Origin of the sequence: Nocardioides sp. Root682 (assembly GCF_001427795.1) — a bacterium.
In the GTDB taxonomy this organism is placed as follows: Bacteria; Actinomycetota; Actinomycetes; order Propionibacteriales; family Nocardioidaceae; genus Nocardioides.
Genome location: NZ_LMHJ01000001.1, coordinates 728,729 through 751,714 on the forward strand (window position 1 = coordinate 728,729; position 22,986 = coordinate 751,714).

At 69.2% G+C, this 22,986-nt stretch carries 21 protein-coding genes; 4 read left to right on the plus strand and 17 right to left on the minus strand.

Going from position 1 to position 22,986, the window contains the following annotated elements:
* The first annotated feature begins 1 nt into the window (after nucleotide 1).
* Complete coding sequence (locus ASD84_RS03520; RefSeq protein ID WP_056706699.1) at nucleotides 2–997, plus strand: spirocyclase AveC family protein; 996 nt, start codon at nucleotides 2–4, stop codon at nucleotides 995–997.
* 30 nt (nucleotides 998–1,027) lie between these two features.
* Nucleotides 1,028–1,651 carry a TetR/AcrR family transcriptional regulator gene (locus ASD84_RS03525; protein ID WP_056706701.1) on the plus strand — a complete coding sequence of 208 codons (624 nt, stop codon included), beginning with the start codon at nucleotides 1,028–1,030 and terminating at the stop codon, nucleotides 1,649–1,651.
* Here ASD84_RS03525 and ASD84_RS03530 read toward each other — a convergent pair whose 3' ends face one another.
* The 12 genes from ASD84_RS03530 to ASD84_RS03585 all read right to left on the minus strand — a co-directional run bounded on the left by ASD84_RS03530 (nucleotide 1,652) and on the right by ASD84_RS03585 (nucleotide 16,046).
* Nucleotides 1,652–2,728: a peptidyl-prolyl cis-trans isomerase gene (locus ASD84_RS03530; protein WP_056706703.1), complete on the minus strand. Its 1,077-nt coding sequence runs from the start codon at nucleotides 2,726–2,728 to the stop codon at nucleotides 1,652–1,654.
* Nucleotides 2,725–5,016 carry an RND transporter gene (locus ASD84_RS24970; protein WP_156391554.1) on the minus strand — a complete coding sequence of 764 codons (2,292 nt, stop codon included), beginning with the start codon at nucleotides 5,014–5,016 and terminating at the stop codon, nucleotides 2,725–2,727. The genes ASD84_RS03530 and ASD84_RS24970 overlap by 4 nt, the downstream gene beginning before the upstream one ends.
* Before the next feature lie 26 nt (nucleotides 5,017–5,042).
* Complete coding sequence (locus ASD84_RS03540; protein WP_156391555.1) at nucleotides 5,043–6,377, minus strand: MlaD family protein; 1,335 nt, start codon at nucleotides 6,375–6,377, stop codon at nucleotides 5,043–5,045.
* Complete coding sequence (locus tag ASD84_RS03545) at nucleotides 6,374–7,591, minus strand: MlaD family protein (RefSeq protein ID WP_056706710.1); 1,218 nt, start codon at nucleotides 7,589–7,591, stop codon at nucleotides 6,374–6,376. Before ASD84_RS03545 ends, ASD84_RS03540 begins: the two co-directional genes overlap by 4 nt.
* Entirely contained in the window at nucleotides 7,591–8,985 is a 1,395-nt protein-coding gene (locus ASD84_RS03550) for an MlaD family protein (RefSeq protein ID WP_056706713.1), read from the minus strand. The genes ASD84_RS03545 and ASD84_RS03550 overlap by 1 nt, the downstream gene beginning before the upstream one ends.
* Nucleotides 8,985–10,280 carry an MlaD family protein gene (locus ASD84_RS03555; protein ID WP_056706715.1) on the minus strand — a complete coding sequence of 432 codons (1,296 nt, stop codon included), beginning with the start codon at nucleotides 10,278–10,280 and terminating at the stop codon, nucleotides 8,985–8,987. Before ASD84_RS03555 ends, ASD84_RS03550 begins: the two co-directional genes overlap by 1 nt.
* Nucleotides 10,277–11,701 carry an MlaD family protein gene (locus ASD84_RS03560; protein WP_056706717.1) on the minus strand — a complete coding sequence of 475 codons (1,425 nt, stop codon included), beginning with the start codon at nucleotides 11,699–11,701 and terminating at the stop codon, nucleotides 10,277–10,279. The genes ASD84_RS03555 and ASD84_RS03560 overlap by 4 nt, the downstream gene beginning before the upstream one ends.
* On the minus strand, nucleotides 11,698–12,948 hold the full coding sequence (locus tag ASD84_RS03565) for an MlaD family protein (protein WP_082573129.1): 1,251 nt from the start codon (nucleotides 12,946–12,948) through the stop codon (nucleotides 11,698–11,700). The genes ASD84_RS03560 and ASD84_RS03565 overlap by 4 nt, the downstream gene beginning before the upstream one ends.
* Nucleotides 12,949–12,951: 3 nt before the next feature.
* A complete protein-coding gene (locus ASD84_RS03570) occupies nucleotides 12,952–13,758 on the minus strand; it encodes an ABC transporter ATP-binding protein (protein ID WP_056706720.1) in 807 nt (268 codons plus the stop codon).
* 77 nt (nucleotides 13,759–13,835) lie between these two features.
* On the minus strand, nucleotides 13,836–14,714 hold the full coding sequence (locus ASD84_RS03575; RefSeq protein WP_056706721.1) for an MlaE family ABC transporter permease: 879 nt from the start codon (nucleotides 14,712–14,714) through the stop codon (nucleotides 13,836–13,838).
* A complete protein-coding gene (locus tag ASD84_RS03580; RefSeq protein WP_200954406.1) occupies nucleotides 14,711–15,592 on the minus strand; it encodes an MlaE family ABC transporter permease in 882 nt (293 codons plus the stop codon). Before ASD84_RS03580 ends, ASD84_RS03575 begins: the two co-directional genes overlap by 4 nt.
* Before the next feature lie 85 nt (nucleotides 15,593–15,677).
* Nucleotides 15,678–16,046 (minus strand): hypothetical protein, encoded by a 369-nt coding sequence (locus tag ASD84_RS03585; protein WP_056706722.1) that lies wholly within the window; start codon nucleotides 16,044–16,046, stop codon nucleotides 15,678–15,680.
* Nucleotides 16,047–16,307: 261 nt separating this feature from the next.
* On the opposite strand from ASD84_RS03585, the gene ASD84_RS03590 reads away from it, so the two are divergent.
* On the plus strand, nucleotides 16,308–18,644 hold the full coding sequence (locus ASD84_RS03590) for a LuxR C-terminal-related transcriptional regulator (protein ID WP_056706724.1): 2,337 nt from the start codon (nucleotides 16,308–16,310) through the stop codon (nucleotides 18,642–18,644).
* Here the strand turns inward: ASD84_RS03590 and ASD84_RS03595 are convergent.
* From ASD84_RS03595 to ASD84_RS03610, 4 genes are all read right to left on the minus strand, one after another.
* Nucleotides 18,599–19,564: an AMP-binding protein gene (locus ASD84_RS03595; protein ID WP_156391556.1), complete on the minus strand. Its 966-nt coding sequence runs from the start codon at nucleotides 19,562–19,564 to the stop codon at nucleotides 18,599–18,601. The genes ASD84_RS03590 and ASD84_RS03595 overlap by 46 nt on opposite strands.
* Before the next feature lie 115 nt (nucleotides 19,565–19,679).
* Nucleotides 19,680–19,964, minus strand: a complete 285-nt coding sequence (locus tag ASD84_RS03600; protein ID WP_056706727.1) for a cytochrome C oxidase subunit IV family protein — start codon at nucleotides 19,962–19,964, stop codon at nucleotides 19,680–19,682.
* 10 nt (nucleotides 19,965–19,974) lie between these two features.
* Entirely contained in the window at nucleotides 19,975–20,577 is a 603-nt protein-coding gene (locus ASD84_RS03605) for a cytochrome c oxidase subunit 3 (RefSeq protein WP_200954407.1), read from the minus strand.
* Entirely contained in the window at nucleotides 20,574–21,296 is a 723-nt protein-coding gene (locus tag ASD84_RS03610; RefSeq protein ID WP_056706731.1) for a hypothetical protein, read from the minus strand. The genes ASD84_RS03605 and ASD84_RS03610 overlap by 4 nt, the downstream gene beginning before the upstream one ends.
* Before the next feature lie 100 nt (nucleotides 21,297–21,396).
* On the opposite strand from ASD84_RS03610, the gene ASD84_RS03615 reads away from it, so the two are divergent.
* Entirely contained in the window at nucleotides 21,397–22,191 is a 795-nt protein-coding gene (locus ASD84_RS03615) for an alpha/beta fold hydrolase (RefSeq protein WP_056706733.1), read from the plus strand.
* A 20-nt stretch (nucleotides 22,192–22,211) separates the two neighbouring features.
* On the opposite strand, the gene ASD84_RS03620 is transcribed toward ASD84_RS03615, so the two are convergent.
* Nucleotides 22,212–22,970: a hypothetical protein gene (locus ASD84_RS03620; RefSeq protein WP_056706734.1), complete on the minus strand. Its 759-nt coding sequence runs from the start codon at nucleotides 22,968–22,970 to the stop codon at nucleotides 22,212–22,214.
* Between the last annotated feature and the right edge of the window lie 16 nt (nucleotides 22,971–22,986).

A 22,986-nucleotide genomic window follows, 5' to 3' on the forward strand; every position in this document is an offset into this window, starting at 1 on the left:
CATGGCCCAGCTGGCCCGGCTCGACATCGAGCAGACCGCCCCTGCCACGCGACCAGCGAGCAAGCCCGTGCTCGTCTGGGCGGGCATCGGCGTCGTCTGGGCGATCGTCGCCGTCGTGACCCTCTACGGCTGGGTCACGGGCGACGACTTCGGACCTCCCGAGGTCCGCGGCCCAGACCAGATGGAGGCCGGCAAGCTCATCGGGCTGAGGATCGTCGAGGCGATCAGCACCGGGGTGCTGGCGATCGCGGTCTACTTCCTGGCGTGGAAGCCGTGGCGGCGCAGCAGGCAGATCACCTTCGACGCCCTGCTCCTGCTCGGTGGCGTCAGCGCGTTCGTGATGGACTGCTGGCTGAACACACAGTCCTTCCTGTTCGCCTTCAACTCCCACTCGGTGAACCTCGGCGCCTGGTCTTCCTCGCTGCCCTTCCACGACGACTCCGTGCCCAGCCACTATGCGGAGGCGCTGCTGTGGGGCCTGCCGATGTACATCTACTTCTGCGCAGCCCTCGGCTTCGTGAACACGTTGGCTGCTCGCCGGCTCCGGGCCCGGTGGCCCGGACTGTCGACCCAGGGCATCCTGGCGATCCTGTTCGTCGGCGACCTGGCCTTCGACTTCGTGGTCGAGAACGTCATCATCCGCACCACCGAGGCCTATTCCTTCGTCCAGACCAGCGGTCCGCTGACGATCTGGGACGGTGAGCAGCACCAGTTCCCGCTCTACGAGACCTTCCTCGTCGCCTGTGTGGCGATGTGTTTCACCTACGCGCGCTGGTCGGCGGACTGGGACGCTGACGGGCTGTCGGTCATCGAGCGCGGCGTGCTGTCCGTGCCGGCGCCGTACCGTCTGATGGTGCGCATGCTCGCCGCGATCGGGTTCTGCGCCGTGGTCCTGATGATGTGCTACCACCTGCCGTTCAACTGGATCAGCCTGACGGGCGACTCGTTCGCCGACCTGCCCAGCTATCTCGCACCCGCTGGGCTGACCCTCCCGTAGGCGCCCGTCCGTCGTCCCTAGACTTCGGGCATGGCAGGCAAGGGCGGCGGACGCGCAGATCGGACGACGACGGCGAAGTCCGAGGCCACCCGCGCCCGCGTGCTCGACGCCGCGGCACGGGTCCTCGCCCGCGAGGGCTACTCCGGCACCAAGCTGACCGACGTCGCACGCGAGGCCGACGTCCAGGCCCCGGCCATCTACTACTACTTCGCCAGCCGCGAGGACCTCATCGAGGAGGTCGCCGCAACCGGGGCCACCACGTTGCTGGACCGGGTGAACGCGGCGATAGCTGAGCTCCCGGCCGACGCCGGTCCGCTGGACCGCATCGACGCCATCACCGAGGCCCATCTCCGGTTCACGATGACGGCGCCCGACTACGCCCGCGCCGTGCTCCGCAACGGAGACCAGTTCCCCGACGACATCCCGCTGCGCCACGTTGCGGTCATGCAGCGCTATCACAAGGTGTGGACCACCCAGCTGCGCGAGGCCCAGAAGGCCGGCCTGCTGGACACCAGCGTCGACCTGACCATCGCGCGACACCTGACGATCGGTGCGTTGAACAGCACGATGGACTGGTGGACCCCGGGGCGCTCCTCCATCACGAAGGTCATCGCCCAGACCCGGTTCCTGCTCCGCCAGGGCCTCGGCGGCTGATCACTCCGTCGCTGCGGGGGTCTCCGGTGCTGCGGGCGTCTCGTTCGCGGGTGACGGGGTGGAGCTCGCCGGCGGCGCGGTCGGGTCGTCGGGCAGGTACGCGTCGTCGTACTCGACGTCGGCGCCCTCCAGCTCCTCGGCGAGGAAGTCGCGCCACACCTTCAGGCTGGCCTCGGCCGAGAGGCGCTGGACGATCTCGTCCTTCACGTCCTTGAAGCTGACCGGCCGGGCCTTGACCACCTCGGTGACCTGGCCGACGTTCCAGCCATAGCTGGTCTTCACGGGGCCGAAGATCTCGCCCCTGGCCGCTGAGAAGGCCAACTTGCCGTAGCCCTCTTCCAGCTGGTCGGCGGTGACGAGGCCAAGTCGGCCACCGTCGTCCTTGGTGCTGCCGTCCAGCGACCAGGTCGCCGCGAGCGGGCTGAGCTTGCCGCTCTTGCGGGCCAGGCGGGCGACGCGGTCCGCGTCGGCGCGGGTCTCGACGACGACGTTGACGAGCTGGCGACCTTCGGGGGTGACCATGTCGCCCTCGTTGTCGTCGTACTTCTTCTGCGCCTGGGCCTCGGTCGCGTTGGGGACGTCAGCTGTGACCTCGTCGACGAGGCGGGACGTGGCGAGCTGCGCCCGGATCTCGTCGAGCACGTCGCGTTCGGAGATCCCGCTGGTCGAGAGGAACTCGACGAATGCGTCGCGACCGCCCGTGAGCTGCTGGTCGATGAGCTTGTCGAGCTCGGTCTGCGCTTCCTTGTCGGAGATCACGATGTCCCGCTTCGCAGCGGCGTCCGCGAGCACCAGGCTCACGACCATCGACTTCGCGGAGTCGCGGTTGAAGTCGCCCTCCTTCGAGGCGTCGTCGGGACGCTTCACGCCGTACAACGCCTCGAGGACCTCGAGCCGGTCATCGAGCTGCGTCGTGGTGACCACGCGGTCGCCGTACCGGAACGCGGCGCCCTCGGGCAGGTCATCGGCCTGCGCCACTCCGAAGGCGATCCCGCCCCCAGCCAGGGCAATCGCCAGGACAGCCGTGACCAGTCGGCCACGAGTCGTGCCGAGCACCTGCTTGAGCCTGTCGATCACGACGACACCTCCACCAATTCCATTTCGGGTACGTCGACCTGTTCCGCATCCTCGCGGTTCTCGCGCAGGACCACCCGGTCGACCAGCAACGCGGCCACGAAGGAGCACACCACGCCACCGGCGAGCAGCAGCCCGAAGTCGCGGAGCACCGCCAGCTCCGACAGCGCGAGCACCAGGTAGCCGGTGGTGCCGGCGAGAGCGGCCGTTCCGACGGCGCGGAGATCGGCCCCCCGTCGCAACATCACGGAGAACTCGCAACCGGTCGCGGTCACGAGGGATCCGAGCGCGATGGTGAGCGGGTTCAGGGAGCCGGTGGTCGCGACGGCGAGGAGTGCGACCCAGCCGGTCGACACGACCACGGTCAGCACGGCCCGCATCGCGTCATCGCGGGAGCGGAGTCCGATCCAGATCGCGGCGCCGGCCAGCCCGATGCCGGCGAGGTTGATCCACAGCCGTCCGTCACCGACGAGCTCCAGGCCACGGGCCGCGGAGACGGGGAGGCCGACGGTGTCGACCTCGACCCCGTCGGGCGGGGTGCCGACCGCCTCGTCGAGGTCGTCGAGCAGGTCGCTGAGTCCGGCGACGTCGTCGAACTCGACGGCGAGGACCACGACTCCTTCAGCGCGGTCGGACCGGAGCACTGCCGAGGAGAGGTAGCGCGGCATGACGGCGACGGCGGCCTTGATCTGGTCTGCGGTCGGCTCGGTGCCGAGGAAGCGAAGCAGGTCAGCGACGCTGAGGACCGGGTGCACGCGGTCGCCGAGCTCGGTCACGATCCGGGTCTGGGCCTGCTGGCTCCAGGCCAGGACCTCCGGAGACGTGACGTCATCGGCCTTGATCACCAGGCTCACCTCGCCTGCGGATCCGAGCAGGTCCTCGGCGTACTGCGCGTCATCGAGCTCGGGTAGTCCGGCAGCGAGCTCGTCGGGCTGGGCCTCGACCGCGAGCCCGGACAGGGCGACCCACCCGAGGCCCGCGGTGACGACGAGGACGGCCGTGACGATGCCGCGGCCCAGGCCCTTGCGAGGCCAGGCGAATGCCGGACCGTCAGCGGACGTGCGCTTCGCTGGCGCCGGGTCCGGGACGGGGCCGAAGTGCCAGCGAACCGCGAGGGCTGTGGCGACGGTGAGCAGGATGCCCACGGCCAGGGCGATGCCGAGCTCACGGACGAACGGAAGCGGCGACAGGGCCAGTGATCCGAAGCCCAGCATCGCGGCCAGGGCCGTCACCAGGACGGCCCGGTCGGACCTGCCGCGGGAGAGGTAGAGCGGGAAGTCGCTGCCGATGCCGAGCAGGATCGGCAGGAAGGCGACCACCCCGAGGGACAGTGGCTGGCCGGCCCATCCGAAGCAGGACAGGGTGGCCGCCGTACCGACGAGGGCTGCGGCGGTGGGCCGCAGGCGCGCACGGCGTCGGGTGGTCCAGCCCACCGTCAGGAAGATGAGGCCGACGGCGCCGACGGCCACTGCCCCGAGGACGGGGAGCTCGGCACGGCCCCGGTCGGCGAGGCCGGACGCGACCACCGGTGCTCCAGTGACGGTGGTGCGGCTGAGGTCGAGGTCGACGTCCTTGACGGCCGACCGCACTCCGTCGACCAGTCGAGTGGTGCCTTCGGCGTCGAGCCCGGCTCGCGGACGGACGAGGACGGTCACGCTGGTCGGGGAGGGCACCAGGTAGCGCCACTGCGGACGGGCCTCGAGGTTCTCCTCCTCGAAGAGGACGGTCTGCACGAAGCGCGGGTTCTTCAGCGTGGGCAGCCCGGCCGGCAGGCCCTGCACCATCAGTGCGCCGTACCGCTCGTCGAAGCGGGCGAGCGCGGCCTCGCCGAGCTCCTTGACCTTGTTCTCGGGAATCCCGCGCTCGCGGGCCTTGGCCATGACTTCCTGGCGGTAGCCGTCGCGCCGGCCGGAGATCTGGGCGAGCATGTCCTGGGCCGCACCGGCGGTCTGGTTCAGCACCGTGCCGGGTCCGTAGACCGCGGCGACGTCGGGCAGGTTGGCCAGCTGACCCTCGAGTCCGACCAGCCGCACCAGCGCTTCCGGGTCGTTGAACAGCGCACGCGGTTCGCTGGTCTCGAGGACGACGATGACGGGGTCTCCCCCGAAGTCGTCCGCCTTGGCAGCGAGCGCCTTCTCGACGGGATCGCCCGCGGGCAGGAACGAAGCGGTGCTCGTGTCGATCTCGACCCGCAACAGGCCGAGCACGATCACCGCACCCAGGGCGAGGGCCCCCAGCAACGCCGTCCACTGACGACGCTGCCGGGAACCGGCGCCACTACTGCGTTCCATCACGACCCCATCACCTGATCGCCTGGTCAGCGCTTCTCGACCCGCGGGTAGTCGCCCTTGCCGAACGGCCGGGGCTGGTCGACGTTTCCGGGCAGCGGGTAGGGGTTGTTCCACATCAGGCCGCCGGTCTCGCTCGAGACGACCTTCAGCGGGTTGCCGCGCACCGTTCCGGGTCCTTCGGCTGTGGCCGTCAGGCGGATCGGGATGATGCCGTCCTCAGCACGGACGTCGAACGATCCACCGAAGCTGGCGAACAGGGCCCCCAGGTCGAGGCCGTACGGCGCCAGGTAGCTGAGCATCGGCTGGACATCGGCCAGCGTCCGCTGGGCATCGGGCACCAGGTCCTGCACGGTGGTGCCGAACGGCTTGACCTTGGTGAGTGTCGCCGGCGCCGACGCGAGGACACCGTCGAGGTCGGGCAGCAGCGCGCGCAGGTCGCGCGAGACCGGGCGCAGGTTGGTCAGCGCCCGGGACAGGTACGGCGAGGCGGCGCGGAGGTCAGCAGCGATCGGGGTCAACGGGACACTCAGCTCGCTGAGCTTGCCTGCGGCGGTGTCGACGTTCGCGACGACCGACGGCAGCAACCGCACCGTCTCCTCGATCTTGCCCTGGTTGTCGGCGGTCGCCTGGGTGAGCTCCTGGGCGTCGCTGACCAGACCCACGATCTGGCCCTGTCCGGTGTCGAGGGCATCGAGCAGGAGGCGCGCCTCGACGCTGAGCTCCTGGAGGTCGTCGCTCTGCTTCGCGAGGGCGTCGAGGACGGTGCTGCCCTCGGTCCCGACGTGCCCGAGACCGGTCATCAGTCCGTCGAGGTCCGCGCCGCGCCCGCGGGTGGCCGTGTCGAGCGCCTGGACGGCGCTGCTCAGGTGCACCCGGGTGGGTTCGTCGAGGGTGTCGAGGAGCTCGTCGACGTCGACCGACGGCGTGACCGCGGCACGGTCGAGGACGGTCTCGTCCTCGAGCTCGCCGCCCTCACCGTCGACCACCTCGACGAAGGAGGAGCCGACGAGCGACTTGACGCCGATCCGGACGTTCGCTCCCTCGTGCAGGGGCGCGGCCTGTTCCTCGATGCTGATCGTGACCTTGACGTGGTCGCCGTCCTGCTGGGTCGACTCCACGCGTCCGACGCGGACGCCGGCGATGCGGACCTCACCGAACTCCTTGAGGTTCTTGACGTCCTGTGACTGGAAGGTGATCTCGTAACCGCCGCGGTCGGCGACGATCGGGATCTGCCCACCCGCCTTGACCCACAGGAAGCCGAAGCCGAGGACACAGGCGAGGGCGAACAGGACAACGGTCCGCAGGCGCGGATCGTGCACGACCGCTCCGACGCCGTTCCTGACTGCTGCACTGGGACTCACGACAGACCACCTCCGGTGGGATCGGTGACCTTCACGACGACGTTCGCGCGGCCGAGGCCGCCGTTGACGTCACCGAGGCTGAAGGAGGAGGACGTGTTGTAGACGAAGCCGCCGAGGTCGTCGAGCCACGGCACGAGGCGTTCGGTTGCCTGCGGCAGGTTGGCGAAGACCGGGCTGAGGTCGGCCAACGCCGAGTTCAGGTTGCGGGTCAGCGGCCGGAGGTCGGCGACGACCGGTCGGGCCTCGCGGACGACAGGTCCGGCCTTGGCGACCAGGTCGCGCGCGTTGCTGACCGTGTTCGACAGGCCCTTGATCGTGCCCGGCAGGTCCTCTGCCGAGTCGTGCAGCTTGCGCAGCACCGGGCTCAGCTCGTCGGTGAGCTTCTTCGCATCCGTCATGGCGTTGCGCAGCGTCGTGGTCACGCCGGGCAGCCGGGCCAGCGAGGTGCTGAGCTCGGCGTCGCGGGCGCTGACGACTGCCAGGGTGTCCTGGAGCGCGTTGACCAGCTCGTCGAGCCGCTTGTCGTCCTCACCCGCTGCCGTGGCGATCTGGGACACGGAGGTGACCAGGTGCCGCAGGTTCGCCCGGCGCGTCTGCAGGGCCTCGATGACTCCGGTGAAGTTCTGGGCGGCCTTGTCCGTGGCCTTCAGCCCGGGTGCAAGGTCCGTCGGCGCCGAGGCAAGGGCGACGTCGGCCTGGGTGACCAGGTCGGTCAGCGCGGCCCGCGCCCGGTCGTCGAGCTCGTCGAGCAGCTCGTAGGGCTGCAGCACCCGCTGGGTCTGCGACACCGGGATGACACCGCCCTCGGCCAGCTTTCCCGCCGACGGGTCGCCCGGGTCGAGCATCACGTACATCACGTTGAGCGGGGTCTTGGACCGCAGCACCAGCTTCGCGTTCTGGTAGACCTCGTGCCCCTCGTCCAGGGTGAACGTCAGGCGGGCGTTGCCACCATCGGTCGGCGCAGCGTCGGTGACCCGTCCGACCGTGACGCCAGCAATCCGGACCTCCTGGCGACTGGCCAGCTGGATCGCTGGGGCCTCGTCGAACTCGGCAGCGAACTTGTAGTTGTCGTCCCAGGGCTTGATGACCTGGTACTGCCCGAAGATGTAGCTCATCACGACGACCCCGGCCACCAGCAGCGACACCAGGAGTACGACGTCGCGGCCCAGGCCCGGCGTGTTCCTCATCCGCTCCATGGCGGTCTCGAGCTTCATCACGGTACGAGCCCCAGGTTCTCGAAGACCGACGAGCGCAGCGCGCCGGTGATGCCTGCCTGGTCCAGCGCCAGGGTGACCAGGCTGTCCAGGTCGAACGGAAGGCCGGACAGCGAGCCGAGCCCGACGCCAGCCTGGAAGGCAAGCGTGGATCCCCGCTGGTCCTGGGACATCGACGCACGGTCGACGTTGGTCGCCATGTAGGCCAGCTCCTCGTAGAACTTGTGGTCGGCGAGGTAACCGCCCCCGCCTCCGTCGTACTTGCCCTCGCCCTTCCACGGGCTGAGCACGAAGTCGGACACCGGACCGTTGACCCGGTCCAGCACCGGTCCGTGCAGGTTCTTCAGCACTCCGGTCGCCCGGGTCGCCGTGGGCACCAGGTCCTCGACGGCAGGCCGTGCGTCACGCAGCAGCGGCTTGAGGTCGGCCAACAGCGGCGTCGCGTCCTTCAGCAACGGGTCGAGCTCCTCGATCAGGCTCGCGATCTCGGGGGCCGAGGGCCGCAGCTCGGCCGCGGTGCCCTCGAGCTCGGTGACGGTGTCGCTGAGGCCCGTCAGGCCCAGTCGGGTCTGGTGGATGGTGGCGGGCAGGTCGGCCAGCGTCTCGGAGAGCTCGCCCCGCCGCTCGGCGAGGACACCACTCGCCACGTTGAGGTTGCGCGCGATGTCCTTGAGCTGTCCGTCGCGGCGCGTCAGCACGTCGGCCGTGGTGTTGAGGTCCTTCACCAGGGCGGGCAGGTCAGCGCCGGGGCGGCTGCCGCGGGCCGCTCTCACCACGTCTGCGCCAGGCTCCAGGACGCCGGGCGCCGTCTTGAGCAGCGCATTGAGCTCGTCGTCGCTCTGCTCCAGCGTCGCGGCCGCGGAACCACTCAACCCCTGCAGGGCCTCCCGGGCCGTGGCGGGCAATGCCTCGGCGATCCGGTCCAGCTCCACCGGAGCAGAAGTGCGTGCGAGCGGAATCACGCCGTCGAAACGGCCGTCGGGTCCCCCGGCGTTCAGCTCGACGGCATACCGACCACCGAGCAGCGTGCGCGGCTCGATCCTGGCGATCGGCTTGGAGCCCACCGTCGCGAGCGCGGCCTCCTCGACCTTCATCGTCACGATGCTGGTCCCTTCGTCGGTCCGTTCGATGTCCGTCACGGTGCCCACCGTGAGGCCGGCGATCTTCACCGATGAATCGTTCGCCCGCAGCTTGTAGCTGTCCGCGAACTCGGCAGAGATGGTCTGGCCCCCACTGAAGTACGACGAGATCTCGGCCTTGGCGGCGAGCAGCCCCAGGACCAGGACCAGGAGCACGTAGAACTGCACGCCCAACCGGAAGTTGCGTCCCTTCGCGTACTCGGCCTTCGCAGCCGCGCCCGCTCCGAGCTCGGGTGCTGGATGACGCCTGGACATCAGTTGGCTCCTCCGCTGCAGTCGGTGACCGTGGCGTGGTCGTAGGACGTGCCGGGGCACGGGTAGAACTCGGACCGGTAGAGGGGGTCCGGGATGCCGGCGACGCTGAACAGTCCGACGCCGGTCAGCTGCGCGGCGAAGTAGTGCTGGTTCGGGTCGCCGTCGAGGATCCCCGACAGGAGGTCGTTCTGCGAGAAGAACCGGGCCACGTCGTTCGTGTAGGGCACGAAGCGGTACAGCAGGTGCTCCAGGCTGTCGACCGATGCCTTCAGGGGATCCAGCAACGGCCGGGCGTCCTTCAGGGTCTCGGTCAGCGAGGACAGCGCCGGATCAGCGGCCCTGGCCACACCAGGGACCTTGTCGAGCGTGTCCGGCGAATCGCGGAGGAAGGCCCGCAGGTCCGGGGTGGCGGCACCCAGTGCGCGGGCACCGGGCTCGAGCTCCTCCAAGGCGACCTCGGCGTCACCGAGCGGTGCATAGAGGTCGTCCAGCGCAGTCTCCACCGTAGTGAGTGCGGCGGGGAGCCTGGCGATCGTCTCCTCGAGCGGCTTGCCGTCGTCGACGCCCAGCGCCTGCACGGTGCGGTCCGCGTTCTCGACCAAGCCCTTGATCTCGTCGGTGCGGCCGTTGAACCGGTTGACCAGGCGGTCGGCGCTGATCAGGAGCCCGGTGATGTCGGTGCGGTCGCTGCCCGCAGCCTCCATCACGGTCTCGAGGTCCTCGAGCAGGTGGGGGGACGCAGCGAGCACGGCGTTGAGGTCCTCGCTGTGACCGGTCGTACCCACGGCGAGCTCGCCCACGGCCTGCTGCAGGGAGGCACGGGTCTTCGGGTCGAGTGCCGAGAGGACGTCCTCGAGGGAGGTGGAGCTCCTGGTGGCCTCGAGGGGGATCACCTGCTCGCCGAGCTCCCCTGCTTCCGGCGTGCCCGGGTCGAAGCCGAGGTACTTCTTGCCCAGGGCGGAGGTGTTGCCGACGAAGGCGCTGGCGTCCTGGTAGACCTCGACCTTTCCATCGAGCCGTAGCGTCACTTCGGCCACGCCGTCGACGTACTCGATCTTGCTGACGGTCCCGACGCGAAGGCCGTCCTGCTTGACGTCCTTGCCGGTCTTGAGGATGCCGACGTTCTCGAATTGCGCCTTCACCTCGGTGTAGCGCTTGCCGGGAAGTGCACCACCGGTCTGGACGACGCCGCCGACCCAGCCGACGACGACGAGGGCGAAGAGCATGGCCACGCCGACGACGACCTTGCGGGCGACGTCACGGTGGACGGGGCGGCGGACGGGAAGGTTGCTCACTTGTTTCCTCCCAGGAGCTGACCGAGCAGGTTCTGTTCCTGCAGGGCGGTGAGGCCGAGGGCGCTGGTCGGATCGGTGGCCGAGCTCGCCGCGGCCTTGGGCGGCTGCTTGCCGAGCAGGCCGAGCAGGCTTCCGCCGAGGCCGTCCAGCAGCCCGTCAACGGTCTTGCCGAGGTCCGGAAGGCCGGGCAGCACGTTCGGGGCCTTGTTGCCCTTCGCAGCGGGCGCCGAGCCCTTCGGCAACGCGCCGACCGGGACGAGCGACTGCGCCAGCTGACTGAGCGTCGAGGGCGTCACGTAGACGACACCTCGGAAGTAGTGCGACAAACCGTCGCGCCCGTTGGTGCTCAGCGCCCACTTGCGGACGAAGTCCATGACGTCCTGGAGGTGGTCGTCGAGCAGTGCGCGGCTGAGCGGCTTGAGGGAGGCCGCTGTCGAAGCCAGGTCGGGACCTGTCTGCCGCAGCGTCGCGACCACCGGGGCTGCCGCATCGAGCAGCCGGTCGGCCTCGTCGAGCACCGGCTTGAGCGACGCGAGTGCCGGGTCGGCGGAGTCGGCGAAGTTGCGCAGCTCCTTGACCACGTCCTCGAGGTCGCCGGTCAGCGGCCGCAGGGCTTTGAGGGTGGGGGTTCCAGCCCGGGCTGTCGCGCCGAACCTGCCGAGCGTGCGCTGGGCGGCGAGCAGGGTGCCGGGCAGCTCCCGCAGGGTTGCCTCGAGCGCCACCTGCTGGTTCCCGAGCGCGGACAGCGTGTCGCGGGTCGACTCGACCAGGGAGTCCAGGGTCTTGCCACCGTCTGCGGCCAGCGCGGCCGTGACGGGATCGGTGGCCTGGACCAGGCTGGCGAGCACCTCGTTCTGCTCGGACAGGATGGCGCCGACCTTGCCGGTGTCCTGCATGGCCGGCGCGAGCACCTTCAACGCCTTCGCCAGCTCGGCACCGTTGTCGTCGAGGCCCTCGCCAAGGGTCGTGACGAGCGAGGCAAGTCCTGCGGCGGTCGGGTCCTCGAACGTGTTCAGCACGTCCTGCAAGGTCACGGCCGCCGACGTCCGCTCCTCGGGGATCACCGTGGAGTCGGTGAAGGCCGCCTTGTCGGAACCGGCGTCGAGGTCGATGTAGTTCTCACCGAGCACGTTGACCGGACGCATGGTCAACGTCGCGTCATCATGGAGCGGGAGCACGCCGTCGTTCACGTCGATCGTGAGCCGGGCCTTGTTGCCGACCAGCACGATGTCGGAGACCTGACCGATGCGGACACCGGCAGAGCGGACCTCGGCGCCCTTCTCCAGCTGCCCTGCGTCGGCGATGGTCGTGGTGATCTGGTTGGCGTCGTTGTCCCCGCCGGACAGGACGACACCCACGGCGACAACGGCAACGGCCGTCACACCGACGGCACTGCGGCGGAACAGGTTCGGGGCACTCATCGGACACCATCTCCGTTCGCGTCGGTCCACGGCTGCTCGATGAGCGAGCCCGGCTCGGGCTCCTTGGCCTGGAACATGAAGGGGGGCAGGATCCCCGGGTTGCTGTTGAACGAGCTGACCGACGCCGGGATGAGCGCGCGACCGAAGTGGCCGGCACCGTTCTTCGCCGAGAACAGCGACGCCCAGTTCGTCAGGAAGCCCACGATCTCGGGCGTGTACGGCCGCAGGAAGCTGACCGCCGGCTGGAGCTGCGTGAGCGCGGTCTCCAGGTCCGGGACGGTCTGCGTGGCGATCGACAACAGCCCGGGCGTCTGCTCGAGCAGCTCGTCGGCCGCGTTCAGGGTGGGGCGCAGCTCGGCGACCACCGGCCGGAGGTCACGGAGCACGGGATCCAGACGCCTGGCCACCGACGGCAGCTTCGCGATGGCCGGCTGGAGGTCCTCCAGCAGCGGGACGGTCTCGTCGACCGCGCCGGGCACCTTCCCGAAGAACTTCTCCGCCGAACGCAGGGTGGCCGGGACCTCGTCGAGCGCGGTCCGCACCTGCCCGGCCTGTCGTACGGCGACCGCGACCAGCGCACGCAGGTCGCGCACCGTACCGGCGACGTCGGCGTCCCGCGTCGACAGCGCCTGCGTGACCTGGTGCAGGTTGGTCACCAGCGCCGAGATGGCATCGCCGTCCTTGCCGACGCCCTCAAGGATCTCACCGAGACCCTCCACGAACGGGCCCGCTTCAGCAAGGGTGGTGTTGAGGTCGGTGTCGCTGCGATTGAGCGTGGTGTCCAGCTGGCCGACGAGCTTCTTCACCTTGGCGCGGGTGGGCTCGTCGAGTGCCTTGACGATGTCGTCGAGCTCGACACGTTCGGTGTCGGCCTTGAGCAGCTTGCCCTCCGGCAGCGCCGGGTTGCTCTGCGGACCGGGCAGCACGTCGACGTACCGACGGCCGACCACGGAGCTCCACCGCACGTTGACGGTCGTGCCCGCGTGCAGCGGGGCGCTGTCGGGATCGAGGTCGAGCGCCAGGCGAGCCTGATTGCCCTCGACCGTGACCTCGGCAACCCGGCCGACGTCCTGTCCGCCGATCCGGACCTTGGTGCCGGTGACCACGCCGTCAGCGGCGGGGGTGAGGACGTCGAGCCGATAGGTGTCCTCCCCGGAGGCGGACTTGAGCCCGACCACTGCGACGACGGCGATGACGCCGCCGACCAGCCATGGTCGGAGATTGTTGAACACAGCAGTAGAGGCCACTGGTCAGTCCATCCCCAGGGGGCCGTCAGCGGCGCCGGCAAGGAACTGGCGGACGAAGGGGTTCTCGGAACCGAAGGCCCCGTCGGCGTCGCCGTAGTGGACCATCTTGCCCTTCCAGATCACCGCGACGTAGTCACTCACCTCGCGCGCGGTGGGGATGTCGTGGGTGATCACGATGTAGGTGCCGCCGTGCTCGGCGTGGACCTTGGCGATGAGCTGCGACAGCAGCTTGGTGCGCACAGGGTCGAGGCCGGAGTCGGGCTCGTCGAACAGCACCACGTCGGGCTTGAGGACCAGGGCGCGGGCGAAACCGGCGCGCTTGCGCATGCCGCCGGAGATCTCGTTCGGCGCCTTGTCGATGGCCTTCTCCAGGCCCACCTCGACGAGGTTCGACATCACGATGTCGCGGATCTCGCGCTCGGACTTCTCCGTGTGCCGACGCAACGGGAACGCGACGTTGTCGTACAGGTTCATCGAACCGAACAGCGCACCGTCCTGGAACAGGACGCCGAACCGCTTGCGCAGCTCGAACCGCTCCTCCTCCGAGGTCCGCCAGATGTCGGTGCCGAACACCTTGACCTGACCGGCGTCGGGCTCCAGCAGACCGACGATGTGCTTGAGCAGCACACTCTTGCCGGTACCGGAAGGGCCCAGCACCGTGGTGATCGCGTCGTCCTTGAAGTCCACCGACAGCCCGTTGAGGATGTGGGACGAGCCGAAGCTCTTGTACACGTCTCGGATCTCGATGGTGTGCTCAGCAGCCTGGTCGACATGGGCGACCCGGTCATTGAGCGGAAGCACGGCGGTCATGGAATCTCCTGGAGACATTGCAGGTGCAGTGGAAGCGGTGGAAGCGGGAGCAGGGGTCGGCGCCGCGAGACCCGGCGTCAGGTGCCGAAGGCTTCGGTGAGCACGTTGGCGTAGAAGACCTGGGCCAGGATCATGGCGATCACGCTGATCAGGACGAGGTTGACCAACATGCCCTGGGCTGTGGCGCGACCCACCCCGACGGGGCCACCGGAAGCGTTGTAGCCGTAGTAGCTGGCGACGACGGTGATGACGAAGCCGGTCACCGTTCCCCACAGGACGGCGATGAAGAAGTCGCGCGGGCTCTGCAGCAGGAACAGGATGTAGTTGAAGCCGCCGCCGGACACCGAGCTGAGCAGGTCGACGAAGAACAGCTTGCTGGCGACGAAGAAGACACCGAGCGAGGTGACGAACAGCGCGGGCAGGACGATGATGCTGGCGATCACCCGGCATCCGACGAGGTACGGCAGCGACCGGACCCCCATCACGTCCATCGCGTCGATCTCTTCGCTGATCCGCATCGCTCCGAGCTCGGCCACGATGCCGCAGCCGTACTTGGCGGCCAGCACCCAGCCGAACACGATCTCGACGACGCCGCGCATCATGGGCACGGCCGGGATGGCGGCGACGTAGCTCTCCAGTCCGATGCCCTCGAAGAGGAAGGAGCCCGTGATGCCGAGCAGCGCGCCGAGCATGAAGAGCATGAACAGGATGACCAGCGCGTTCGAGCGGATGAGGGTCGAGCACTGCCGCAGGATCTCGCCGGGGTAGAGCCGCACGCAGACGGGAAGCTCCTTGACGACACGGATGCCGAAGGCAATGAGCGAACCGGCGTCCTCGAAGGGGCCGCGCATCTTGCTCGACTCCGCGAGACGCAGGGCAGTCCGCTCGGATCGCGTGGAGCGCCGGCCGGGGCCCTCGTGGCCCGCGATGCTCTCAACAGGGACGATGTCGGTCATCGGAAGGCCCCCAGACCCGGGAAGAAGCCGAGAATCACGGCGTTGTAGCCGAGCTGCATGATGAAGAGCGCCAGGAACGCCACGACGACGGCTTGGTTGACCGCCTTGCCGAGGCCCATGGCGCCGCCCTGGGCGGCGAGCCCCTTGTAGCAGCAGACGGCTCCGATGAGCAGGCCGGCGAGGAAGCAGTTGAACATCAGTGCGACCAGCTCGACAGTGCTCAGCGTCGACCAGAGGTAGCTGTAGAAGTCGTCCCTGGGAATACCGCCGACGAACCAGGCGCCGAACTGGGACGACAGCACCGTGATGATCTCCGCCGGGATCGCCAGCAGGGTGGTGATCAGGGTGATGGACACCATCCGCGGCAGCACCAGGGTGCGGATCGGGTCGATCCCCATCACCTCCATGGCGTCGAGCTCTTCGCGCACCTTGCGCGATCCGAGCTCGGCAGTCAGCGCGGCACCGATCACCCCGGCGACCAGCAGCGTCGCCACCCAGACCGTGAAGGTGCGCGTCGACTGCACCAGCAGCAGCGGGCCGTAGAGCTCACCGACGCCGGCCAGGTTGACGAACTGCATCGACGGCACCGAGAGCGCGAGCAGGAAGCCGAACAGCGCGATCGAGATCGAGAGCCAGGAGCGCTTGATGGTGAAGTGCATCTCGTCGAGCACGTCGTTCCAGTACCCGCGGGGATGGCGGATCGCGCTCCACAGCACCTTCCCGAGCAGCAGCGTCATGCCGCCGGCTTCCGCCGTCACCGAGCGGATCGGGCCGGGAACGTCGGCCACGAGCTGCGAGAGCTTGCTCCCGTAGGGACCGTCGGGCTCGATCGGCGGCCCGTCGTGCACGGGTGCCTCAGCCTCGAGGTGCTGGCTCACCGACTACTCCTCACCGCTCGCCGTGAGGACGGGCAGGTTTTTAATAGGTCTTAAAATCGAAGGTACATTAGAAACGCGAGGCAGATCAACCCACCGCGACCAATTCGCGCTCGGTGATGCCCGCGAACAGCTCCAGCAGGGCGGCTCCCTCTCCGTCCATCACGATGTCGCCGGCGGCGAGCGCCGCTGCGAGGTCGACCTGGCCGCGGCACACTCCGACGGCGGTGCCCGCGGCCATCGCGACGAAGCCGGTCACCCCGGGCTCGCCGCGGCGTCCCGGCCGCACCTCGCCACTGCCGCAGTCGACGAGCAGCACGCAGTCCGGATCGATCAGACCGAGACGGAGCCGTCTCGCGTGGCCGTGGTGGCTCGCGGCGTACGTCGGGGCGCGCAATGCTCCCTGGATCGCGTCTCCGACGTAGCGAACGTCCTCGTCCGTACAGGTGACCACCATGGCTGACCTCCGGTTCTTCGCGAGCAGGCTGCTCGACGGTGCAAGATTGCGCCGCGAAGGGGGTCCAGCAGGCCCGGTCACATACGTATTTCGATACGTATGTGCGCCGTCACACGCCGACGACCGGGGACCGCGCTCGACGGTCGCCCACCCGCGATATCGTGAGAGACCCGGGTCACACGCGTCCGTCACAACCGCAGGCGTGCGTCGTTGACTGATCGACGGGTTTCATCGGCCAGGCGAACGAGGGTGAGTGCACGGATGACCTCGGCGACGGACGTGGGTGCGGAGATCACTCAGCTGCCGATCGAGGTGACCTCCTTCGTGGGGCGCCGAGCCGAGCGCTCCGACCTTCGTGAGCTGCTGGCCGGCAACCGACTGGTGACCCTGACCGGCTTCGGCGGCATCGGCAAGACCCGGCTGGCGCTCAAGGTCGCCGCAGAGGTACGCCGCGCGTTCAAGGACGGCGTCGTGTTCATCCCGCTCGCCTCGCTCACCGAGCCGGACCTGCTGGCCAACAGCATCGCCGCCGCCCTGGGGCTGGAGGGGCGCTCGACGCGAGCGGCCGCCGCGGTCACCGTCGAGTACCTCAGGGGCCGCTCGACCCTGCTCCTGCTGGACAACTGTGAACACGTCGTCGACGCGGTGGCGATCCTCGCCGACACCCTGCTCCGCACCTGCCCGGACCTGAAGATCCTCGCCACCAGCCGGGAACCGCTGCGCATCCAGGGCGAGGCGATCCACGCCGTGCAGCCCCTGAGCGCGCCGCGCCGCGGCGACGGATCCCCACTCCAGGGCTACGAGGCCGTCGAGCTCTTCCTGGAGCGGGCGCGTGCGCTCGTGCCGGACATGGAGGTCACCCCGGAGAACCGCGACGCCATCGCCACCATCGTGGCTCGCCTCGAGGGCATCCCGCTGGCCATCGAGCTGGCTGCCGGTCGTCTGCGTGCGATGACCCCCCAGGAGATGGAGCGCAACCTCACCGAGCACTGGGAGCTGCTGAGCCGCGGGAGTCGTACGGCGCCGCAGCGGCAGCGCACGATGGCCGCCTGCATCGAGTGGAGCTTCGACCTCTGCACGGCCACCGAGAAGGAGCTCTGGGCACGGCTCTCGGTGTTCGCCGACGGATTCGGTATCGACGCAGCACGGGAGGTGTGCGCCCCCATCGACGAGGCGTTCGACGACGTGCTCCTCGACCTGGTGGACAAGTCGATCGTGATCCCGCTCGCCGGCTCCGAACGCACCACCTTCCGGATGCTGCCTCCCATCCGTCACCGCGGCCTCGCCCAGCTGGAGTCGCAGGACGAGCTCGCGCACTGGCGACGACGGCACCGGGACTGGTACACCGCCTATGCCCGCAAGGTCGCCGCCGAGTGGCCGAGCGCCGCACAGGTCGGACACCTCGAGCGATTGAGGCGCGAGCGCCCGAACATCTCTGCGGCCATCGAGTTCTCCACCACGACCCCGGGCGAGGTCCAACCGGCGCTGGAGATCGGCGCCTGCCTGCTGGAGTACGGCGAGGCCGACGGCGTCTACCGCGACAGCCGGGTCTGGTTCGACCGGCTCTTCGCCCTGGACACCGAACGCACCGAGATCCGCGCCCGGGCCCTGCGCGCCGCCGCCTGGTTCGCCGCCATGCAGGGGGACCTCGACCGCGCGGGAGTCCTGCTCGAGGAGGGCCGCAGCATCGCGCACGACTTCGGTGGACACACCGACGTGCTCCTCACCCAGGCAACGGCCTTCGTGGCGATGTTCACGGGCGAGGCCGAGGGCGCCGCCCGTCTCTTCGACGACGCCATCCTCGGTTTCCAGAAGTACGACGACGTGGGCCAGGAAGCGCACACGCTGGCCCTCTCGGCGCTCAACCACGTGATCCGGGGCGACCTCGGCGCCGCCCTCGCCGCCCACGAACGCTGCCTGGCGCTGACCGAACCGGCCGGTGAGCTCTGGTACCGCTCCTACTCGCTGTGGATCATCGGCATGGCGCTGGTCGTGGCCGGCCGCTCCGACGAGGGCAACGCGGCCCAGCGCCAGAGCCTGCAGATGAAGCGCTCCACCCGTGACAACCTCGGCATCGGGACCTCGGTGGAAGCGGTCGCCTACGCCTGCGCCGAGGACCTGCCCGAGCGTGCCGCCGAGCTCCTCGGCGCGGCAGACGCCATCTGGTCACGCATCGAGACCTCCACTGCGGCGCTGCCCGGCCTGCACGCGCTGCACCTCCAGTGCGAGGCCACGGCCCGCTCCCAGCTCGACCCGGCCGTCTACGACGAGGCGTTTGCCCGCGGACGTGCACTGACTCCCGATGCGGCCATCGACCTCGCGCTCGAGGAATCGACAACCGCGGCACCGCGCAAGGCAGCCGGGGCTCCTCGCCGCAGCCCTCGACGGGCGGGACCATCAGGAGCCTTGACCCCCCGCGAGCGTCAGATCGCCGAGCTGGTCGCGACCGGTGCGACCAACAAGGACATCGCGAGCACGCTCGTCATCTCCAAGCGGACCGCCGAGACCCACGTCGAGCACATCCTGACGAAGCTCGGGTTCACCAACCGCGGTCAGATCTCCGCCTGGGTGACCGAGCAGTCGGACTCCTCGAGCTGAAGGTAGGCCGGTTCGACCACTCGGACCAGCGGCCCCCAGAGGTCACCCAGCGCGCGCCTGACCGGCGCCGAGCAGCCGGCGCCGTCGACCACCACCAGGGCCAGGCCGGGCGGCGACAGCCGCAGCACCCGATCTGCGCCCAGGCCGATGATCTCGATGGCGGCATCGCTGGTCAGGTGCAGCACCGTCGCGTCGACGGCGAACGCCGTGCGCAGCACCTCGACGCCGGTGGGTCGACGCGGCACGGCGACGCCGCCGCGTCTCGCCAGGACGGCGGTACCGAGCTGCGCCGCCACGGTGGACAGGACAGGGGCCGAGCCCACGAGGACGGTGTCCGGGCCCAGCTCGACGTCTCCGAACAGCTCGCGGGCGTGCGCGCGACCGAGCGCGTCGTCGACGGGGTCCGGCAGACGGATCTCCACGGGGCGGTGCGACGGTCCGATCACGTGGTGCAGCGTCCCCGACGGAGCCGCGTCGACCACGCGCACCGGGGCCGCACTGCGCGCGAGCGGCAGGCTCCGGTGGTCCGGGAAGTCTGCGTCGAGCCCGTACCGGGCCCGGATGTACGGCGTCAGCGACACCAGTGCCTGGGCAGTCGCCTGCTGTCCGGTCGAGGCGACGACGACGAACGCACCGCTGGTGTTGATCGCGAAGGCCAGCTGCTCGAGCGTGTGCGCCGGGTCGAGGACCATCAGCACGAGCCCTGCCCGTCGTACGCCGACGAGGAACTCGTAGACGCCGGTGGTGTGCTCCGAGAGCAGGGCGACCACGTCACCGCGTTGCAGGTCGTGCCCCGCGAAGAGCGACGCGAGCAACATCGACCGACCGGCCAGGGTGACGTGGTCGAGCTCGGGCGCGCTGTCGCTGGACAGCAGCGCACAGCCGCGGAGCGCCGCGACGCCGGCTTCACTGATGCTCACGAATTCCACCCTTCTGACCACCGGAGATGATTCCGGTCCGGCACTGGTCAACGGATCGGGGCGAATACCTACGTACGTACGTACCGGTGGGCAGCAGCCGTCGCGGCAGGTCGGTTCAGGCCACGAGATAGATCGTCACGAGGACGACGAAGGTGATCCCGACGTAGCCCTCGACGAGGAGCCGCAGCGGCAGCGGTGCCTCGCGGATCTCCATGAAGTGCAGGGCCACGAGCCGGATCTTGACGAAGGCGATGGCCAGCAGCAGCAGGCCGACGGCCGCCGCACCGCCGTGCTGCTCGAGGCCGACGACCGCGGTGAGCACCGTGGCGGCGACCAGGATCATCCACACGTTGGTCTGACGGTCGCTGAACAATCGAGCACTGAAGAGTCGCGCGAGCATGGCAGTCACCTCACCGGATCAGGTAGAGCAGGGGGAACAAGACGAGCCACAACAGGTCGACCATGTGCCAGTAGATGGCGCCGCACTCGGCGAACTTGCGCTGCCCGGCGCCCACCTGGGTCCGCCGCGCCGTGCGGATCATGAACGTCATGATGATCGCGCCGATCACCAGGTGCGCCAGGTGGATTCCCGTGAAGACGAAGTAGTACATGAAGAAGTCATTGCTGCCGCCGGTGTAGCCCTCGTGGACCAGCAGGGTGTACTCGGTGGCCTTGATGGCGGCGAACCCCAGCGCGCAGACCAGGGTCAGCGCGAAGAACCGGCTCGAGGCCCGCGACCCGTCGCCCAGACGACTCAGTCCGTGGATCACGAACAGCGAGCCGGTCAGCAACAGGGCGGTGTTGATGATGCCCAGCGCCGGATGCAGCTCGTGCTGGGCAGCCGCGAACATGTCCGGGTCGTCCCCGCGGGTGACGAGGATGGTCCCGAAGAACAAGGCGAAGACCGCCATGTCGCCGAGGATGAAGACCCACAGGCCCTCCTCCCCCGGGATCCGCTTGCCGTCAGCCGTGCTGCTGTCCGGCGCCACGGAAGGTGCTGTCTGGACGCTCACGTCGCGGCCAGGACATCTGCGCCCCGCTCGACGGGCGCCTCCACCGGCGGGACGGCGCGCAGCAGCATCACCGAGCCGACGAGGAACCAGCCGCCGAAGAGCGCTGCCGCCAGCCAGAAGGAGAGCAGGCCGTTCCAGGCGAACGGGCCGTCCTTGAAGAAGATGAGCAGGAAGGCGGGCAGGAAGCAGAAGGCTGCCCAGAAGTTGAAGTAGCCGAACCAGCGCGGGAACGGCGGGTTCTCACGCTTGTCGGAAAGGATCGCGACGCCCCACGAGACGCACTGCAGGATGGCCGGCGGTCCGTTCATGATGAACGGCACCCAGGCGAGGTCGATCATCAACTGCAGCAGTTCCGGGTCGCGGTCGGGCCGGAAGGCTGCGGCACCGAAGATCAGGACGGGCAAGGAGATGGCGAACAGCCCGCCGGCAGACCCGATGACCTGGATGTTGGCCAGCGGGGCGAAGTCGCCCTCGATCCGCTTGATGTGGGAGGCGATGAGCGCGCCCATCGGCACGGTGAAGCCGGCACCGAAGAGCATGAGGACCGCGCCGAGCCGGATTCCGTTGTAGTCGTCGGCGATCTGCCGCGCGACCTCGTCGGCGGTGTCGGACGGCGAAGGCGGGGGCATCCAGCCGGCGGCGATCAGCCCGCCGAACAACAGCACCACGAGCATGAAACCGCTGCAGGCGCAGGCGATCTGGACGGGCCGCGACATCATGGCGTCTCCTCAGACTTCATTGTCCGAACCACGGACTTTCTATGGCTCACTAATTTTTAGTCTAAAGTAGATTCCTGTGAATGGGCAACCGGTTGGCGGAATGTCGCCCCTCCGCGACGCACCCGAGCGGGTCCTCCTTCTGCACGGGATGGGTTGCGGTCCGTGGGTGTGGCACGGCGTCGAGCAGGCGCTGCCGACGGCCCTGTCTCCCCTGTCGGTCATCATTGCCGGCCATCGCGGCGGGGCCCGGCTGAGCCGGACAGCCCCGAAGACAGCGCCGGAGCAGATGGTCGACGACCTGGAACGCCAGCTCGACCAGCTCGGCATCGACCGGGTCCACGTCGCCGGCAACTCCCTCGGCGGCTGGCTCGCGCTGCGCCTCGCCGAGCGCGACCGCGCGTTGAGCGTGCTCTGCCTCGCCCCGGCCGGCGGCTGGCGCCCCGGCTCGATCGGCGAGAAGCTCGTGGCCTCGCGGTTCGTGCTGGGCCATCGCATCGCCCGCCGGCTCGACCGCAGGCCTCACTTGCTGCGCTCAGCCAGGATCCGGGGCGCGGTGCTGGGACCCGTCGTCCACGACCCGTCGTCCGTCGGGGTGGAGGACGCCATCAGGTTCGTGCAGGACCTGGCCGACTGCCAGGCACTGCGAGCCGCGATCGTTCATGCCCCGGCGCGTGAGCTGAACGCGATCCTGCGCGTCGGCGCACCCACGACGATCGCCTGGTCGGGCGACGACCGCGTCCTGTCGGGCCCGTGGGCCCGCGAAGGATTCAGCCACCTCCGGGTGGAGGAGATCGAGGTGCCCGACGTCGGCCACCTGCCGATACTCGACGACCCCGGCGTGGTCGCGGACCTGATCGCGACGCGGGTGCGCAGCGCAGCCGGTCTCGGCTCCTGACCCTCGCAGCGGAACCGTGGTCAGGCCGCTGCCAGGTCCTCGGCCTCGAGCGTGCGCAGGGCCCGCCAGGTGAGCCACGTGCCGAGCGCGGTGAACAGGAAGAACTCCACGAAGACGAGCCAGAAGCTGATGCCGCCGTGCCAGGCAAACAGGCCGTTCTTCACGAAGGGCATCACGGTCAACGGGACGTAACAGAACGCGGTGAAGAAGGAGACGTAGGCGAACCAGCGCGGGTAGAGCGTCGCAACCCGGCGATCGCGCAGGATCGCGACGCCGATCGCCACGCTCTGCAGCGCCGAGCAGACGAAGGTGGTGTCGAAGAACATCCAGCCGAAGTCGTAGAGGGTCTGCACCATCTCCGGCGACCGCTCCTCGACGCGGAAGGCGGCCGTGATCCAGATCGTCGCCGGGACGAAGGTGACCACTCCTGTCAGGAGTCCCCCGATCACCTGGATGCCGGCCAACGGGCCCATCGGGCCCTCGATCCGCCCGATCACCTTGGAGATCGCGACGCTCCACGTGACGTAGAACGGTCCCGCGAAGGCCATCAGCACCATGCCGAGGGTGAGCCCGGTCTTGTGCTCCACGAAGTAGGTGTGGATCTGGTTCGCCGTCCAGTCCTCGCCCGGCGGCGGCCAGAAGCCCGCGAACACGGCGAACCCGAGCAGGCCGAACACGACGTAGCTCCCGACCAGGAGCAGCGCGACGCGGAGCGTCACGTAGTCCCCGTGGATCTGTGCCCGGTCTGCGTTCGTGGCGGTGGAGTCAGTCAGCGTCATCGGATCTCCTCGATTC

What these genes read in the sequence shown, in the direction of transcription:
- ASD84_RS03520 (WP_056706699.1), top strand. Translation starts at nt 2, where the DNA reads ATGGCCCAGCTGGCCCGGCTCGACATCGAGCAGACCGCCCCTGCCACG.
- ASD84_RS03525 (WP_056706701.1), top strand. Translation starts at nt 1,028, where the DNA reads ATGGCAGGCAAGGGCGGCGGACGCGCAGATCGGACGACGACGGCGAAG.
- ASD84_RS24970 (WP_156391554.1), bottom strand. Translation starts at nt 5,016, where the DNA reads ATGGAACGCAGTAGTGGCGCCGGTTCCCGGCAGCGTCGTCAGTGGACG.
- ASD84_RS03545 (WP_056706710.1), bottom strand. Translation starts at nt 7,591, where the DNA reads ATGAAGCTCGAGACCGCCATGGAGCGGATGAGGAACACGCCGGGCCTG.
- ASD84_RS03550 (WP_056706713.1), bottom strand. Translation starts at nt 8,985, where the DNA reads ATGTCCAGGCGTCATCCAGCACCCGAGCTCGGAGCGGGCGCGGCTGCG.
- ASD84_RS03560 (WP_056706717.1), bottom strand. Translation starts at nt 11,701, where the DNA reads ATGAGTGCCCCGAACCTGTTCCGCCGCAGTGCCGTCGGTGTGACGGCC.
- ASD84_RS03570 (WP_056706720.1), bottom strand. Translation starts at nt 13,758, where the DNA reads ATGACCGCCGTGCTTCCGCTCAATGACCGGGTCGCCCATGTCGACCAG.
- ASD84_RS03575 (WP_056706721.1), bottom strand. Translation starts at nt 14,714, where the DNA reads ATGACCGACATCGTCCCTGTTGAGAGCATCGCGGGCCACGAGGGCCCC.
- ASD84_RS03585 (WP_056706722.1), bottom strand. Translation starts at nt 16,046, where the DNA reads ATGGTGGTCACCTGTACGGACGAGGACGTTCGCTACGTCGGAGACGCG.
- ASD84_RS03590 (WP_056706724.1), top strand. Translation starts at nt 16,308, where the DNA reads ATGACCTCGGCGACGGACGTGGGTGCGGAGATCACTCAGCTGCCGATC.
- ASD84_RS03600 (WP_056706727.1), bottom strand. Translation starts at nt 19,964, where the DNA reads ATGCTCGCGCGACTCTTCAGTGCTCGATTGTTCAGCGACCGTCAGACC.
- ASD84_RS03610 (WP_056706731.1), bottom strand. Translation starts at nt 21,296, where the DNA reads ATGATGTCGCGGCCCGTCCAGATCGCCTGCGCCTGCAGCGGTTTCATG.
- ASD84_RS03615 (WP_056706733.1), top strand. Translation starts at nt 21,397, where the DNA reads ATGTCGCCCCTCCGCGACGCACCCGAGCGGGTCCTCCTTCTGCACGGG.
- ASD84_RS03620 (WP_056706734.1), bottom strand. Translation starts at nt 22,970, where the DNA reads ATGACGCTGACTGACTCCACCGCCACGAACGCAGACCGGGCACAGATC.